Consider the following 15,236-nt stretch of genomic DNA (forward strand, 5'->3'; position numbering starts at 1 on the left):
AGGGGTGACGTTATTCAGCGTGCTCAGCCGCAGCCGCAGCCGGTTTCGCTACTTCATCCTTGTTCCGAATTTTGGTCAGGTATGAAATCTGCGGTCTCACGTTGATTTCTTCCAGAACCTGAAAAGCCCGGGCTTCATTCTCTTCTTTCAACAGTTTTGAGATTGTGCTTTCCGGATCGTTCATATCACCAAAGATAATGCCACCGGTTGGGCAGGCTTGCGCACAGGCCACCTGAATCTCATCCGGTTTTGGTCTTCTGCGTTCTTTCTTGGCCGTCAGCTTCCCTTCCTGAATGCGTTGGACACAGAACGAACATTTCTCGATAACACCCCGTGAACGAACGGTTACATCCGGATTGATGACCATCTTTCCGAGATCGTTGTTGTAGTGGTAATCGAAGTTATCGTTATCGAAATATTTAAACCAGTTAAACCGGCGAACTTTATAAGGGCAGTTGTTGGCGCAATACCGGGTTCCTACGCACCGGTTGTAGGCCATCTGGTTCAGACCTTCCGTGCTGTGCGTTGTTGCCAGTACCGGACATACGGTTTCGCAAGGGGCATTGGAGCAATGCTGACACAGCATGGGCTGGAAGACAACTTCCGGATTGTTTGAAGCAATTTCCAGTCCTTTCCGGTCTTCGGCTTCGGCATCGCTGCTGTAATACCGGTCGATCCGAATCCAGTGCATTTCACGGCGGTTGATAACTTCCTGCCGTCCAACAACCGGGATATTATTCTCGGCCTGACACCCCACAACACACGCGGCACAACCCGTGCAGGAGTTGAGGTCAATGATCATCCCCCAGGAGTGGTTCGTTTTTTCGTAGCCTTTCCAGAGTGAAATATCCGTAGGCGCTACAGGTCCTTCCGAGGTAACTACTTTGGGGAAATACCGCCCGGCTTTCGGATCTTTTTTGTAAGCCGATAAGATGGTTTCCTGAATAACCGCCCGGCGACCCATCACCGTATCGTGGGTTTGAGTCTGGGCGATGGTGCGACTTCCGCTTGCTTTGGCAATTTTTACATCCGTAGCAGAAAACAACAGCGAATTTGCCGAAACTGACGCGAGCGGGTAAACATTCTTGCCAACGCCATCAGCCGATTTACCGGCTTTTTCGCGACCGTATCCGATAGCGATCGAAACCGTACCATCGGCCTGCCCGGGCTGAACCAGAACCGGCAATTCAACGGCGGGTTTGCCCGGTACTTCAACCGAAACCAGATCAAACTGCTGAACACCAAGTTCGGTAGCGGTTTTCTGCGACAGACACGCGTAATTATCCCAGCAGGCTTTCGACACCGGATCGGGCAATTCCTGCAACCAGGGATTGTTCGCCATGGCACCGGTTCCAATGCTCACTTTTTCGTAAAGTGACAATTCGAATCCCGTTGCGTTTGGCTTGTATTTTTGAGTAACCCCCGCGACGGCGGCTGCAACGCTTTCTGGTTTGAAAGCACTGGCTGCACCGGCTGCCGCCGAATTCACTTCCAGAACACCATTGTGCAGGGACTGAATCCAGAACTGGTCGAAGGGCAGTCCGCTACCAGCCTGTGGATAAATGGAAGTCCGCCAGTAGCTTTTGATAAAGTTTTCGTAATTCGGACTCAATCCGGCCCAGGTCAGCAGCGAAACCTGCGGCTGACGGGTTTTAAAGATCGTATTGATCGTCGGTTGGGTCAGACTGTAGAACCCGGCTTTGGGTGACGCGTCATCCCACGATTCGAGGTAATGCGACGCCGGGCAGGTGTATTTACAGAGGGAAGCGGTTTCGTCGGAACGGTCGGCAAAGGAAACCGATAAGCCGATTTTTGGCAGGGCTTCCTTCAATTCGGCACCGCGCGGGTGGTCGTAAACCGGATTAGCTGCGTAGAAAATCGCTCCCTGAATCCGTCCCGCCTTGGCATCGTTGATGAAGGCATTCATGGCCACATCATTACCCTGGCGGTAATTAACCGGCCGACTCAGATCGATCGTAACGCCGTAGCTGCCCAACAGGTTGTTCAGCGCATTGACCAGCACCTGAACATTGGGATCATTTGAACCGGAAACGACCAGAGCGGCCCCCCGGGCAGATGCCAGATCGGCAGCGGCTTTGTCCAGATACGGAACATCCACAGCCGCCGTGCTAATCGGTGCACCACCCAATTTAGCCGCTACTTTATTATAGAGCGCGGCCACAACCAGGCCTTCCTGCGAAGGTTTGATGGGACTCCGGTAATCGGCGTTGGAACCCGTCATCGACAAACCGGTTTCAAATTGGTAATGCCGTGACATTTCCTTTTTGTTCCCGCCGTTTGCGCCGACTTTGCGGGTTGAAATATACTGATCCGTGTATTCTAATGGAGCGATCCAACTACCCAGAAAGTCGGCTCCAATGCTGACGATCGTTTTGGCTTTGCTGAAATCGTAGGAAGGAATCACCGCCTGACCAAACGACGTCTGGTTGGCCTGCACCAATCCGGAGACGGAATTGGCATCATACTGGATGTGCGTAGCCGTTGGGTATTTGGCAATGAAAGCCGCAATGACCGATTTGGTCGACGGACTCAACAGGGTTGATGAAACGATGCGGATGGCTCCACCCCGTTGCAACTGACCCAGAATTTCCTTGTCAATCGTTGCCCAGTCGCTGTCCGCTTCTCCGCGTTTCGGGCCTTTCAGTTTGTCGTTGTCATACAGCGACAAAACGGAAGCCTGAACCCGCGCCGACGTTCCCCCTTTGGTGATGGTCGAAGACGTATTTCCTTCAATTTTGATGGGACGACCTTCGCGGGTCTTTACCAAAACCGGAATGTAGTCGCCCCCTTCACTGTAGGTCGATGCGTAATAATCGGCAATGCCCGGAAAGGTGCTCTCCGGTTTATTAATATAAGGTATAGCACGGTGAACCGGCGTATCGCAGGCCGCCAATGTCACGGCGGCCATGCCGAATCCCAATACTTTTAAGAAATCCCGACGGTCACTACCAATTCCGTCGACAATACTTCCTGATTCGGTAGATGATTTATCACTCGTGGCTTCTGGAAACTCCTTATACGCGTTTTTTACAAAAGATTCGTCGTTTCGTAGCTCTTCCAGTCCCCTCCAATACCGTTTATTTGTACTTTCCATACAGTCCTATTGATTCAGTTCAACTGTTTAATGGGATTCGGTGTGATTAATAATGGCATTTTGAACACTCGAGGCCACCAATATTAGCCACTCGCAACGGTTCTTTGCTTCCCTTTTTGTGGAGGGCAACTAATTTATCGTAGTAGGCATTATCCTTCGTAGCAACTTCGGTTTTCCGGTGGCAATCGATACACCAGCCCATCGTCAGGGACGACCGCTGCTCGACTACTTCCATTTTCTCGATCTCGCCGTGGCAGGTCTGGCATTGCACCTGACCTACATTCGTATGCTGGGCGTGATTGAAATAGGCCAGATCCGGGAGGTTGTGAACACGCACCCATTCCACAGGACGATCTTCTTCGATGGCCTTGTAGATTTTCTGGATTTCCGGTGATTCGCGTTTGATTTCACCGTGGCAGTTCATACAGATATTAGCCGATGGAATCGTGGCCAGCTTTCCCTTGTAAACACTGGTGTGACAGTAGTTACAATTAATCTGGTATTGACCAGCGTGTAGCTTGTGCGAAAATGCGATGGGCTGCTTGGGAGCGTAGCCTTGCGAAACGCCGACACTGTACATGCCGTCGAAGGTTTGCTTGGTTACCACAAACACAAACAACCACAATACAATAGAGCGCAGGGTACTGTTGCTGGCGGCAGCCGACAGGTTGCTTTTCAGTCGCTGGAAGAACGGCGTCGATTGCCCGCCTTCAGCACCGGCGGCTGGCGCAACGGCTTTTGACAGAACCGATACCAGAACCAATAAAACACCCAGAACCAGCAACATAACAACAAGCAGCGCAACCAGTACGGCCGTAAACAACCCGGATGGGCTTTCGCTGGCCGGTGCGGCTGTCGCCGACCCTACAGTTCCAGCCGATGCTGTTGCATCAGTCGGTGCCGGCTTTCCAGCCGCTTCTACGTGCGCCAGAATGTTCTTGATGTCATCATCGGACAAATCCGGGAAGCTCTGCATCACCAGCGGCTGGTACTTGGCGTACAATGCCGTGGCATAGGCATCGCCACTGGAAATGACGGCTTGCGGGTTTTTCACCCACTTGATCAGCCATGCTTCATCCCGGCGGCTTTTGATTCCTTTCAATCCTGGACCGATTACTTTTTCGTCCGTTACGGCGTGGCATTGCTGGCATAAAGTCGAGAATAATTCCTTTCCTTTTGCCGCATCACCACCTGCAGCCGCGGCTTCCTGAGCCACTGACTGATAGCTGCTGAAGACTGCTATCAGTACAATTACTAAAGTACTTATTACACTTCGTGAGTACATTTTAATCAATGAGAAACCGATAAAATCAGTATGCATACCTACTAATTATTTTCCATTAACGCACAAAAGTAGCACAGGAACGGTTTTAATCAAACATCTGCGGTTTGATATTTTACCAGGGGATTTTATTTATACTTTGTCTAAGTAACTGGCTTTTCTGCGCGAATTAACCACTTTTACCGACCCCTGCAGACCAAAATTAATTCTAAAAAAAATGCCATCCGGTAGGCGTTGAACCTCTTCGGATGGCAATCAGTCTTAAAATAGTACTTGTATCGCTTGGATACACCGGAAGAGGTCCCGAGCGGATTCGAACCGCTGTAAAAGGTTTTGCAGACCTCTGCCTAGCCACTCGGCCACAGGACCTTTTTGGTTTCGGAGTTTGGAAATTTGAGGGGTGGGGAGTTCTCCTTCGAGCCTTCCTGAATTCTCAAATTCCCAAACTCCTCGACTGCTTATCGTGCCGCAAACTTACTACAATATTCATTCCAGACAGCGCGGCACTTCAAAAATTTCAGAACTTATTCTCCTTTCGAAGAACGACCTTCCATTTGCTCTTTCAACGCAGCCAGGGCATCGAGATCACCGAGCGTAGCCCGCTCCGGTTCTTTGCTGCTGGTGGTCGGTGCTTTGGCAACGGCCTGTCTTTTCTCCGGTTTGCGATCATCGCCTTTTTCCTGCCACGTTTTCGAGTGTGACAACATGATGCGTTTTTCGTCCTTCGAAAATTCAATCACTTTGAAGTCAACCGTTTCGCCGACATCAGCCCACGAACCATCTTCTTTCTGCAGGTTTTTCAGGGCCGAGAAGCCTTCGATGCCATAAGGCAGTTCCAGGGTTGCAACCTTATCGTTTTTCGACAGGATCGTACACCGGTGAACGGAACCCGGAGTGAAAACGCTTTCGAACGTATCCCACGGATTTTCCTCCAGTTGTTTGTGACCCAACGCCAGACGACGGTTGTCAACATCCAGTTCCAGAACGATTACTTCCAGCTCTTCGCCCACTTTGATGAAGTCAGACGGGTGTTTGATTTTCTTCGTCCATGACAGATCCGATACGTGTACCAGACCGTCGATGCCTTCTTCCAGTTCCAGGAACAAACCGAAGTTGGTCAGGTTCCGAACGATGCCTTTGTGTTTGGTACCGATGGCGTATTTCTCCACCAGCTCCGGACGTGACCAGGGGTCAGCCGTCAGTTGCTTGATACCAAGGGACATCTTGCGATCGTTGCGATCCAGCGTCAGCACAACGGCTTCTACTTCGTCACCTACTTTCAGGAAGTCCTGTGGATTGCGAAGATGCTGTGACCACGACATTTCAGAAACGTGAATCAGACCTTCAACACCCGGCATGATTTCCAGGAACGCGCCGTAGTCGGCGACATTGACAATCCGGCCTTTCACCTTCGAGCCAATCTGCATGCCTTCCTGCAGCGAATCCCAGGGATGCGCCTGGAGTTGCTTCATACCCAGTGAAATCCGTTTTTTGTCTTCGTCGAAATCCAGGACAACGACGTTGACTTTCTGATCGAGGTGCAACAGTTCGGACGGATGGCTGATGCGGCCCCACGAAATATCCGTGATGTGCAACAGACCATCGACCCCACCGAGGTCGATGAATACCCCGAAGTTGGTCATGTTCTTGATCACCCCTTCCAGCACCTGACCTTTTTGCAGGTTGTTCAGGATTTGCTGACGTTGTGCTTCGAGATCTTTTTCGATCAGTACTTTGTGAGAAACCACTACGTTATCGTTAGCGTAATTGATTTTCACCACTTTCACTTCCATTTTCTTGCCGACGAACACGTCGAAATCACGAATCGGCTTCACGTCGATCTGCGATCCTGGCAAGAAAGCTTCAATGCTATAAATATCGACAATCAGACCGCCTTTGGTCCGGCGCTTCACGAAACCTTCGATGACCAGGTCTTCGTCCAGGGCGCGCTGAATTTTCTGCCAGGCCGTAATGACTTTGGCTTTCTTGCGCGACAACACCAGTTGACCGTTGGGGTCTTCCTGATTTTCTACGTAAACTTCTACTTCATCACCAATTTTCATATCGGGCAGATCACGGAATTCCGAAGCCGGAACCAGACCATCCGATTTAAAACCAATGTTAAGAATCACTTCCCGGTCAGTAATACCGACAACGGTTCCGATCACTACCTCTTTCTCGTTTACTTGCGCCAGGGTGTTATCGTACAGCTCAGACAGACGATTACGTTCTTCGTCTGAATAACCGCTACCGAAACCCCGGTTGTCTGCCTTATCCCAATCAAAATCAGGCAGTGTTTGCGTTTTGCTCATAAAAGTTTGGTTGTGGCCCATCGATACATCAGCCCCCGGGCCTTCCTGGCTGACTTTTAGTTGATACATGGAGACACTGCCCCAAAAAAGGAGGTGCAAAACTAGTGAAGTTTTCTGGAAAAACATCCAGGAAAGACAAAAAAATGTCATTTCCCGTCAACGGGGCCGTTGAAGTGCAGATTGCTCAGTACATTTTTTCGCGCTTGGCCAGGAAAGGCACCCACGTTTCTTCGAGCGAGCCGGAAAAGTCGCGCAGAAAGACGAGAAAAGACGGTTTGAAGGGTTTCTGATACAATTTCATGCCGGCTTCCTCGGGCGTAAGGTCGCCTTTCTGGGAGTTGCAGCGTTTGCAGGCCGTGATGAGGTTGTCCCAGTTGGTTTTGCCGCCCCTCGATTTGGGCAGAACGTGGTCGAGGGTCAGGTCTTCGTGTTTGCCGCAGTACTGACACCGGTTTCCGTCGCGTTTAAAAATATTCTGACGGTTGAGCATGACCCCCTTGTAGGGGAGGTGTATGTAGCGGTGCAGGCGGATGACGGTGGGAGACGGGTACTCAACGTCCACCGTTCGCAGGACAAAACCCTGAGATTTGGCAACCAGTTCCGCTTTGTTCAGGTAGACCAACAAGAACGCTTTCGGTACAGAACAGATGCCTAATGCGCTATAGTCTTGATTAAGTACCAGGACTTTCCTACCCATAAACAATGTATCTGACTCCTACTTTTTCAAGCAAGTTAATGATATTTCATTATAAATGACAGGTTATTCCCGGAATCGTACGTATTTTTTTAATTATCGGCGACAAGCTTGACCGTCAGGCAACTACGCATCAAAACTGCTCCCGGCTCATCTCCCGCGAAACATCCCGTTCCTTGATCGAATCGCGTTTGTCGTATAATTTTTTCCCTTTGGCCAGGGCAATCTCCAGTTTGGCAAACCCCCGGTCATTGATAAAAAGCTTCGTTGGGATGATCGTCAACCCCTGATCGGTTAGTTTATTGACCAGCCGTTTCAACTCCCGCTTCTGCAAGAGCAGTTTCCGGTCGCGCAGCGGTTCGTGGTTATTGTAGGTCCCTTCGGTATACTGCGAAATGTGCATTTGTCGGACATACAACTCTTCTTTGGAAAATAAACAATAGGCATCTCCCAGGTTCACTTTTCCCTGCCGAACCGATTTGATTTCGGTACCTGTAAGCATTATCCCGGCGGTAAAAGTTTCCAGAAAAAAGTACTCAAACGAAGCCCGGCGATTCCGGATTTCGATGTGTTTGGCCAGTGTTTTATCAGACATACTTATAGTGTGGTCAATGTGGTCATCGGAAAACCGCCCCTGTGTTCTTCCCGGAACATTCGCGTGTAGGAAAACGGGCTGACAAACCGACTTTTAAATACTAATTCAAAAGTACCGATTTGTCAACAAAAAATACCCCGAAGTAATCTCCGGGGTATCAAATGATTCCTGCATTATAAACATTTTCCTGGCGAAGCCGGTGTTTTAACCGCATCCAAAAAGATACGGCGTACAGCCGAATCACAGCCTCAAGACCCTTCTGTACACACCGGCATTCTCCAGGATATCTTCATTTATACACACCCTGAGCGTGTACTAATCGCTAAAAATTAAACCTTATCTTTCCAGACTAACTAATATTATTTAGAAAGATTATTGCATTGGATGGACCGAAATGACTTGTCGATACATACAACATCACCCTACGTTTAACAAATTTTATGCCGTAGTGCTGCCAACCTTCTAAAAACCCGGCATGAATCTTTATTTTGTTGGAAAAAGAACATAAAAAAAGCTCCACTACCGAATTGGTAGTGGAGCATAGTTCCGGTAGGTGAAAAGGGGTTATTTTTTGGTCTGCTTCTGCTGGTACTCTTTGTTTAAGCCGCCGATGATCGATTTGGTTGCATCCAGCGTGGTATCTGCAAAGAGAATGCCGCCCCCTCTGGAGTAGCCCATCACAAAGTCGTACTGATTTTGTTTGTTGACTTTCTTCAGATAATCATGAATCTGATTGTAGAGTTCTTCGTTCTTTTTTTGCTCTTCTTCTGCCAGTTGCTGAACCACCCGGTCGCGGTACGCTACCAAATCCTGTTGTTTTTTTTGCAAAGCCGCTTCCGTTGCCCGGCCCTGTTCCATCGTCATCGTTTGGGCCCGTTGCTGAAAGAAAGCCACTTCATTTTGCAGTGAACGTCCCTTGTTATTCAATTCGTTGTCAAGCTGAAACCGTTTGCTTTCCAGCACTTTCCGGGTGTCTTTAAAATAATCGTAATTGGTCAGCAGGGAGTCGACGTTGACATAAACCGTCTTGCGGACCGGCGCCGATTTCGTTGTAGTGGCAGCAACAGGGTCTGTAGTGTTTTTATCAGAGAAGTGCAGGTAGTATAAAACTGCTACAGCAACCGCCAGTACGGCGTTCAAAACAAGGGATGCGTTTTTCACAAGAAACAGTTAATTAATGGATTAATGATTTTACAAAGGTACGATTTACTCGTTACGTAGCAATCTGATGAAGCTCTGCGGAGCATTCATTCCGGTTTAGTCGTAAAAACCGCCCGGGTCTGATGACCCGCCAAACCCGCCAGGCCGCCTGTCAAACCGCCCAGCAGGGGCGTGATGAGGAGCAGGAAAACCGGCGTTTTCGTTTTAAAAAAAAGCTCAGCCATCCGACCCGTCAGAATACCGTCCGTTTGCAGATGAATCAGGAATGCATAGACAAACCAGACCACCGCAATTCCTGAAAACCCGATCCCAAAAGCCCGCCAGCCGGTTTTGCTACGCCAGAAACAGACCCCAAACGCCACCAGGGCAATACTCCACCACGGCAAAAACAACTGCGCGACGGCACTTAACAACACAAGTAACAAAAAGGGCATCATGGTTTTAACGGGTCAGTTGAAGAGTCGATTGAATCCGCGGACTTTTTTCGGTTACCGATTTTAAATAAAGCAGCTCGTACAAGTTCCCTTTTCGCCAGGTTTCGAGCATGTTCAGGTAGTAAGGACTGCCGGGATTGCCGGATTGGCCGCCCGGAAAAACACCGTAGGCCCGAACGTCGGGTCCCGTCTGGACAATCATCCGCCACGACGGCCCGGCCCGGCGCCCGGCCGCGTTGACAATGCCGCGCCCTCCGCCAATCTGCACATTCAATGCACTGAAGGCATCCAGACCCGGAATCAGGTGCCGGACGGATGTCCCTTTATGATCGGCCCAGGCCCAGGTTTTCCCCAACGGCCCGTGCTGTTTCACCAGCGAATCGACCGCAGACCGAAAGCTGCTGGTGACGATTTCCTGAATCGTTTCTTGGCGGTTTGGCGTCTGCACGTTGTCAAACCAACGGGAAGTGGGTTCTTCGGTGACGAGTTGCAGTGTGCGGTCGGCATTCGGATACCGCAGGGGCCGGTTGGCGTTATCCGGAAAATCGTCGGCCCAGATTCCGTCTTCCAGACGGCTAATCCAATCCACGAAAATGGTGCCGGCAACTGATGCCGTATCCTGCTGGTAGTTCCACTGGCGGACGGTTTTCAGCGCCTGCTTTTGCGGATCGGAAAGGTCTTTTCCCTGAATATATGGCAGCAGAACCGGCAGAAATTTGGAAGCCTGATGATTATACACATCATTTTGTAGATGACGCAGGCTATCCACCGTCACGTTTTGCATTGCTGTCAGCCGTTGGTTGATCCGCATGCCCCGATCGGTCGTTTCAAACTCCCAATTGATGTAATAGGGATAGGTCGGATCGGTCGACGATTGGTTGGCCGAACTGACAAATCCCCTCGGCGGATTTTTGACCCGCGGATTCTGAGCCGCCGGAATCCAGCCCTGCCAGTCGTTCGCGGCCTTGGTACCGTCCAAAAGAAATTTGCCCTGATCGCGCCATTTTAACGGAAACCGTCCATTCGGCGAAATCGCGATGTCTTTGGCCGCATTGGCAAAAACGAAGTTCTGCGCGGGAGCTACGTAATACGACAAGGCCGTTACATAATCGTCGTAGGTTTTGGCCCGGTTCAGCAAATAGAAGGTCTTGATGCCATTGTCGACCTCGTGGGCAATCCAGCGAGCGGCATAGCCCGTCGGAATGTTGTTTCGGAACGGTTTGTCTTCCGGCAAATAAACCACCGGGCCGTGGTGGGTATATAATATAGTGTCGACAACCGCCGGTTTTCCTTTCACCCGAATGGTTTCAACCCGCCGACGCACCGGTTTCCACTTTTCGTCGTGCCAGTATTCCTGTCGCCGGTTATCCCGAAAACGAATCTTGTAAAAATCCAGCACATCGGCCCCGACGTTGGTAACGCCCCAGGCCACGTCCTTGTTAAAACCGATGATGACACCGGGGGCACCGGGCAATGACACGCCGTAGACGTTCATCGTGGGCGTCACGAGTTGAACCTGATACCAGATGGAAGGCAAACTCAGCGTCAGGTGCGGGTCATTCGCCAGAATCGGGTAGCCCGTGGCGGTTTTCTCCGGACCGACGGCCCAGTTGTTACTGCCAATCCCCGGATCATGCGACTGCCAGTTCAGCGCGACGCTGCTATCGGTTTCAGTATTCGGGGGCGGATTGGGCAATTTAACCGGTTCAAAGTCCCAACGTGTACCGACCGGAATGATGGGGTCTTCTTTAAAAGGATAATCCGGAAATAAATTGGCCGTCAGGGACGGGCCGAGCTGCTGCCGGACGTTGGTCATCATCACATCGTCGGCGCCCGCTGCCAGCGTCTGGGTCATCTGCTTGAGCAGAAACGCCACTTTGATGGGCGTCCACGGTTCGGGAGCGTATCCCAGCAGTTTGTATTCAATCGGATAATCAGCCGGTTTCAATTGGTCGATGTATGCGTTGATGCCCGCCGTGTAGGCTTCCAGCACCGATTTGGAAACCGGATCATTCGACATGCCTTCCAGCGATTTTTCGGCACCATAGGCCATGCCCAGCCGCCGGTTGTAGCGGTCGAGTTCGACCGCCCGATCACCGATTAGCTCCGAAATCCGTCCGGCAGCCGCGTGGGTTTGAAATTCCATCTGCCACAAACGGTCGCGGGCCGTAGCGTAACCCTGGGCAAAATAAGCGTCGTAATCATTGTTGGCAAAAATGTGCGGAACATGCAGATCGTCAAACAAAATGGTGACGTCCTCCTTCGCACCTTTGACGGATATTTTTTGTTCCGAAGAGTAACCCGCGGTTTCGGCATTCTGCCAAAACCCTTCAAATGGGCTCAGCAAACGACCCAGAGCCGGAATAGCGCCCCAGGGTTGATTGAGTGCAACCGTTACACCAATGGAAATAAGTAGGCTCAGCAGGGCTTTCAAGACTTTCATACAGGGAACGGCGTTTGCCGGATCGTTCACAAAGAAAATTTATTCTCGCTTTTATACCAATAAAAGAGCCTAAACTCCCGGTTTTTTCAACGGTGGCAGTTAACAAAGTGCAACGAACAATATCCACCGAATCAGGTTATGAAGCAAAGTTCTTCTAAATACAACATTTTTAGTAAGTTTGAATCAGAATTACCGCTCCACGTATGACCCTGCTGAATACGACACTGAAATGGCTGCTGCTCCGGCGTGTGCCGCGCATCAAGGCTATGATGGCGCACCCCGGCGAGGTTCAGCAGGCGGTTTTTCAGCAGCTCATCAGCAAAGGCCGTCATACGCAATGGGGCCGCCAACACCACTACGATTCCATTCGCACCGTCCGTGAGTACCAGGAGCGGGTGCCGGTTTCGTCCTACGAAGACCTTTTCCCGTACATTGAGCGGACGATGAAGGGTGAGCAGAAACTGCTATGGCCCTCCCGCATTCACTGGTTTTCCAAGTCGTCGGGAACCACCAACGCCCGCAGCAAGTTCATTCCGGTTTCGCAGGAATCGCTGGACGAAAGCCATTTTCGGGGTGGAAAAGACATGATGGCGCTCTACGTTGCCAATAACCCGGAAAGCAAAGCCTTCGAGGGGAAAGGGTTGTCGATTGGTGGTAGTTTACACGAAAATCCGTATGGTCAGCACGGCTACGCGGGCGATGTGTCGGCGGTGGTCATGAAAAACCTGCCGCCCTGGGCGCAATACATTCGCACCCCGCCCATTGAAGTGGCGCTGATGGACAAGTGGGAGGAAAAAATCGACCGGATGGCCGAAATTGCCGCCCGCGAAAACGTGACGAGTATTCTGGGCGTTCCGACCTGGGCGCTGGTTTTGCTGGAAAAAGTGCTGACCCTAACCGGCAAGCAGAATATTCTGGAAGTATGGCCCAATTTTGAGGTTTTTATCCACGGTGCCGTGGCTTTTCAGCCCTATCGGGAGTTGTTTTCCAACGAAGTTTTTCCTTCCAACGACACCCGCTACCTTGAAATCTACAACGCTTCGGAGGGTTTTTTTGCGATTCAGGACGATCTGAAGCGGATCGGCGAGATGCTGATCATGCTGGACTACGGTATTTTCTACGAGTTTGTGCCGATGGAAGATGCCGACAAGCCTTTTCCAAAAGCCCTGACCATTGAAGAAGTTGAACTGAACAAGAATTACGCGCTGGTGATTACCACCAACGGCGGACTCTGGCGATACCGCGTCGGCGACACCGTGCGGTTTACCTCAAAATACCCCTTCCGCTTGAAAGTGAGTGGCCGGACCAAGCATTTTATCAATGCGTTCGGAGAAGAAGTGATCATCGAAAACGCCGAAAACGCCATTACCCAAGCCTGCGCAGCAACCGGTGCTACCGTGAGCGATTATACCGCCGGGCCGGTTTATATGGGCAGCGGAACCAACGGCCGGCACGAATGGATCATCGAGTTTTCGAGCGAACCTGCTAATTTCGATACATTCCGCAAGGTCCTCGACCAAACGCTCCGGCAGGTTAATTCCGACTACGACGCCAAGCGGTATAACGACATGGTGCTGCATCCGCCTATTGTCCACGCCGTTCCGCGGGGGACGTTCTACGACTGGATGAAAACCCGGGGCAAGCTGGGTGGCCAGCATAAAGTGCCGCGCCTGAGCAACAGCCGGGAGTATCTGGACGATATTCTGGGCCGTTTGACAACGCTCTCCTGATAAGCCGGTCATTTTTAGCCGAACGAAGCGTTTGCAGCGGTTGTTCTTCCGATGAAGTCTGTCTAATTTTGCCCGAATGAAATCCTTCAACATCCCGGAGTATTACCGCAGTACCATCATCAGCCCGTTGAAAGAACTTCGGCGGAAACGCGATAAGCTCAAGCGCGATTTTACGCCCACGGTTCTTGATTTTGGTCCGGTCCGCTTCCTCATTGCCCGGCATTTTGGATTCTGCTACGGCGTCGAAAACGCCATTGAAATTGCCTACAAAGCGATTGCTGAAAATACCGGAAAACGCATTTTTCTGCTCAGTGAAATGATTCACAATCCGGATGTGAACCGGGATTTGCAGGAACGTGGGGTGCAGTTTATCATGGAAACGTCCGGAAAACAGATCATTCCGTGGACCGAACTAACCACAGATGATGTGGTGGTGATCCCGGCGTTTGGCACGACCATCGAAATTCAGCAAAGGCTGGCCGACATCGGCCTGAATGTCGAGCAATATGACACGACCTGCCCGTTTGTCGAAAAAGTGTGGAACAAAGCCACCCAAATCGGGCAGAAGGACTATACCGTGGTGGTTCATGGAAAACCGTCGCACGAGGAAACCCGCGCTACGTTTTCGCACAGCAAAGCATCGGCTCCGACCGTGGTGGTGAAAGACATGGCACAGGCGCAACGGCTGGCGACGTACCTCACCGGCGAGTCGACCAAAGAAGCGTTTTATGCCGAATTCAACGGCCAGTTTTCGCCCGGTTTTGACCCCGAACGGGATTTGCAGCGCATCGGCGTCGTCAATCAAACCACGATGCTGGCGTCGGATACACAGCAGATTGCCGATTTCCTGAAAACCGTCATGATCCGCCATTATCGTCTGCTGCCGGACGAGGTGGATAGTCGTTTTGCCAACACCCGCGACACGCTTTGCTATGCGACCAACGACAACCAGGATTCTACCTACGCCCTGCTGACGAATCCCGCCGATTTTGCGATTGTTGCGGGCGGCTACAACAGCTCCAATACGTTGCACATTGTGGAGTTGTGCGAAGAAAAACTGCCGACGTATTTTATTGAAACCGAACAGAAAATCCTGTCACGGGAGTTGATCCGGCATTTTAACCTGCATTCGAAACAGGAAGTGGTCACCGAAAACTTTCTTCCGGATCAAAACCCGGTCACCGTTCTACTGACCTGCGGAGCGTCCTGCCCCGACGCAGTGGTAGAAGGTATCCTCCTCAAAATCGTCTCTTTTTTTGCCGATGCCCGCCCGATTGACGCCGTCATGGCAGAAGTCGAACAGCAGTTTGCTTCCTGAAATCCGGCAGGAAATCGCCATAAATGTCCTGCCATGACAGTAAAAAGCACACAAACCGTCCTTTGCATTGCCTAAAAGGTAATTACCGAGATACACCCGTTTTACAGGGCTCACTGAGGCAAAACCGCAGAAACAAGACCAGATCATAACCA

10 protein-coding genes and 1 tRNA gene are annotated in these 15,236 nt (G+C 50.9%); 2 read left to right on the forward strand and 9 right to left on the reverse strand.

The window, feature by feature from the left end; translation table 11 throughout:
• Positions 1-10: 10 nt before the first annotated feature.
• From F0P93_RS14560 to F0P93_RS14600, 9 genes are all read right to left on the reverse strand, one after another.
• On the reverse strand, positions 11-3,115 hold the full coding sequence (locus F0P93_RS14560; protein ID WP_150877088.1) for a TAT-variant-translocated molybdopterin oxidoreductase: 3,105 nt from the start codon (positions 3,113-3,115) through the stop codon (positions 11-13).
• Between the two features lie 46 nt (positions 3,116-3,161).
• Positions 3,162-4,400 carry a c-type cytochrome gene (locus F0P93_RS14565; RefSeq protein WP_150877089.1) on the reverse strand — a complete coding sequence of 413 codons (1,239 nt, stop codon included), beginning with the start codon at positions 4,398-4,400 and terminating at the stop codon, positions 3,162-3,164.
• 295 nt (positions 4,401-4,695) lie between these two features.
• Positions 4,696-4,766: transfer RNA gene (locus F0P93_RS14570), tRNA-Cys, on the reverse strand.
• Between the two features lie 155 nt (positions 4,767-4,921).
• Complete coding sequence (rpsA, locus tag F0P93_RS14575) at positions 4,922-6,709, reverse strand: 30S ribosomal protein S1 (RefSeq protein WP_150877090.1); 1,788 nt, start codon at positions 6,707-6,709, stop codon at positions 4,922-4,924.
• Between the two features lie 184 nt (positions 6,710-6,893).
• Complete coding sequence (locus F0P93_RS14580; protein WP_114406440.1) at positions 6,894-7,406, reverse strand: HNH endonuclease; 513 nt, start codon at positions 7,404-7,406, stop codon at positions 6,894-6,896.
• Positions 7,407-7,536: 130 nt separating this feature from the next.
• Positions 7,537-7,998: an SsrA-binding protein SmpB gene (smpB, locus tag F0P93_RS14585; protein WP_138993052.1), complete on the reverse strand. Its 462-nt coding sequence runs from the start codon at positions 7,996-7,998 to the stop codon at positions 7,537-7,539.
• Positions 7,999-8,562: 564 nt separating this feature from the next.
• Entirely contained in the window at positions 8,563-9,159 is a 597-nt protein-coding gene (locus tag F0P93_RS14590) for an OmpH/Skp family outer membrane protein (RefSeq protein WP_150877091.1), read from the reverse strand.
• A gap of 86 nt (positions 9,160-9,245) precedes the next feature.
• Positions 9,246-9,596: a hypothetical protein gene (locus F0P93_RS14595; protein WP_150877092.1), complete on the reverse strand. Its 351-nt coding sequence runs from the start codon at positions 9,594-9,596 to the stop codon at positions 9,246-9,248.
• 4 nt (positions 9,597-9,600) lie between these two features.
• The gene (locus F0P93_RS14600) at positions 9,601-12,036 is read right to left on the reverse strand and encodes a penicillin acylase family protein (RefSeq protein WP_150877093.1); all 2,436 of its coding nucleotides are present in this window, start codon (positions 12,034-12,036) and stop codon (positions 9,601-9,603) included.
• A gap of 203 nt (positions 12,037-12,239) precedes the next feature.
• Between F0P93_RS14600 and F0P93_RS14605 the strand changes: the two genes are divergently transcribed.
• Both F0P93_RS14605 and F0P93_RS14610 read left to right on the forward strand, forming a co-directional pair.
• Complete coding sequence (locus F0P93_RS14605) at positions 12,240-13,766, forward strand: GH3 auxin-responsive promoter family protein (RefSeq protein WP_150877094.1); 1,527 nt, start codon at positions 12,240-12,242, stop codon at positions 13,764-13,766.
• 76 nt (positions 13,767-13,842) lie between these two features.
• Positions 13,843-15,084, forward strand: a complete 1,242-nt coding sequence (locus tag F0P93_RS14610; RefSeq protein ID WP_150877095.1) for a 4-hydroxy-3-methylbut-2-enyl diphosphate reductase — start codon at positions 13,843-13,845, stop codon at positions 15,082-15,084.
• Positions 15,085-15,236: the final 152 nt, after the last annotated feature.

Origin of the sequence: Larkinella humicola, from assembly GCF_008727875.1 — a bacterium.
Lineage (GTDB): Bacteria > Bacteroidota > Bacteroidia > Cytophagales > Spirosomataceae > Larkinella > Larkinella humicola.

Bases quoted from the DNA above. Each gene is read 5' to 3' on its own strand.
- F0P93_RS14560 (WP_150877088.1), bottom strand. From the start codon at position 3,115: ATGGAAAGTACAAATAAACGGTATTGGAGGGGACTGGAAGAGCTACGA.
- F0P93_RS14565 (WP_150877089.1), bottom strand. From the start codon at position 4,400: ATGTACTCACGAAGTGTAATAAGTACTTTAGTAATTGTACTGATAGCA.
- rpsA (WP_150877090.1), bottom strand. From the start codon at position 6,709: ATGAGCAAAACGCAAACACTGCCTGATTTTGATTGGGATAAGGCAGAC.
- F0P93_RS14580 (WP_114406440.1), bottom strand. From the start codon at position 7,406: ATGGGTAGGAAAGTCCTGGTACTTAATCAAGACTATAGCGCATTAGGC.
- smpB (WP_138993052.1), bottom strand. From the start codon at position 7,998: ATGTCTGATAAAACACTGGCCAAACACATCGAAATCCGGAATCGCCGG.
- F0P93_RS14595 (WP_150877092.1), bottom strand. From the start codon at position 9,596: ATGATGCCCTTTTTGTTACTTGTGTTGTTAAGTGCCGTCGCGCAGTTG.
- F0P93_RS14600 (WP_150877093.1), bottom strand. From the start codon at position 12,036: ATGAAAGTCTTGAAAGCCCTGCTGAGCCTACTTATTTCCATTGGTGTA.
- F0P93_RS14605 (WP_150877094.1), top strand. From the start codon at position 12,240: ATGACCCTGCTGAATACGACACTGAAATGGCTGCTGCTCCGGCGTGTG.
- F0P93_RS14610 (WP_150877095.1), top strand. From the start codon at position 13,843: ATGAAATCCTTCAACATCCCGGAGTATTACCGCAGTACCATCATCAGC.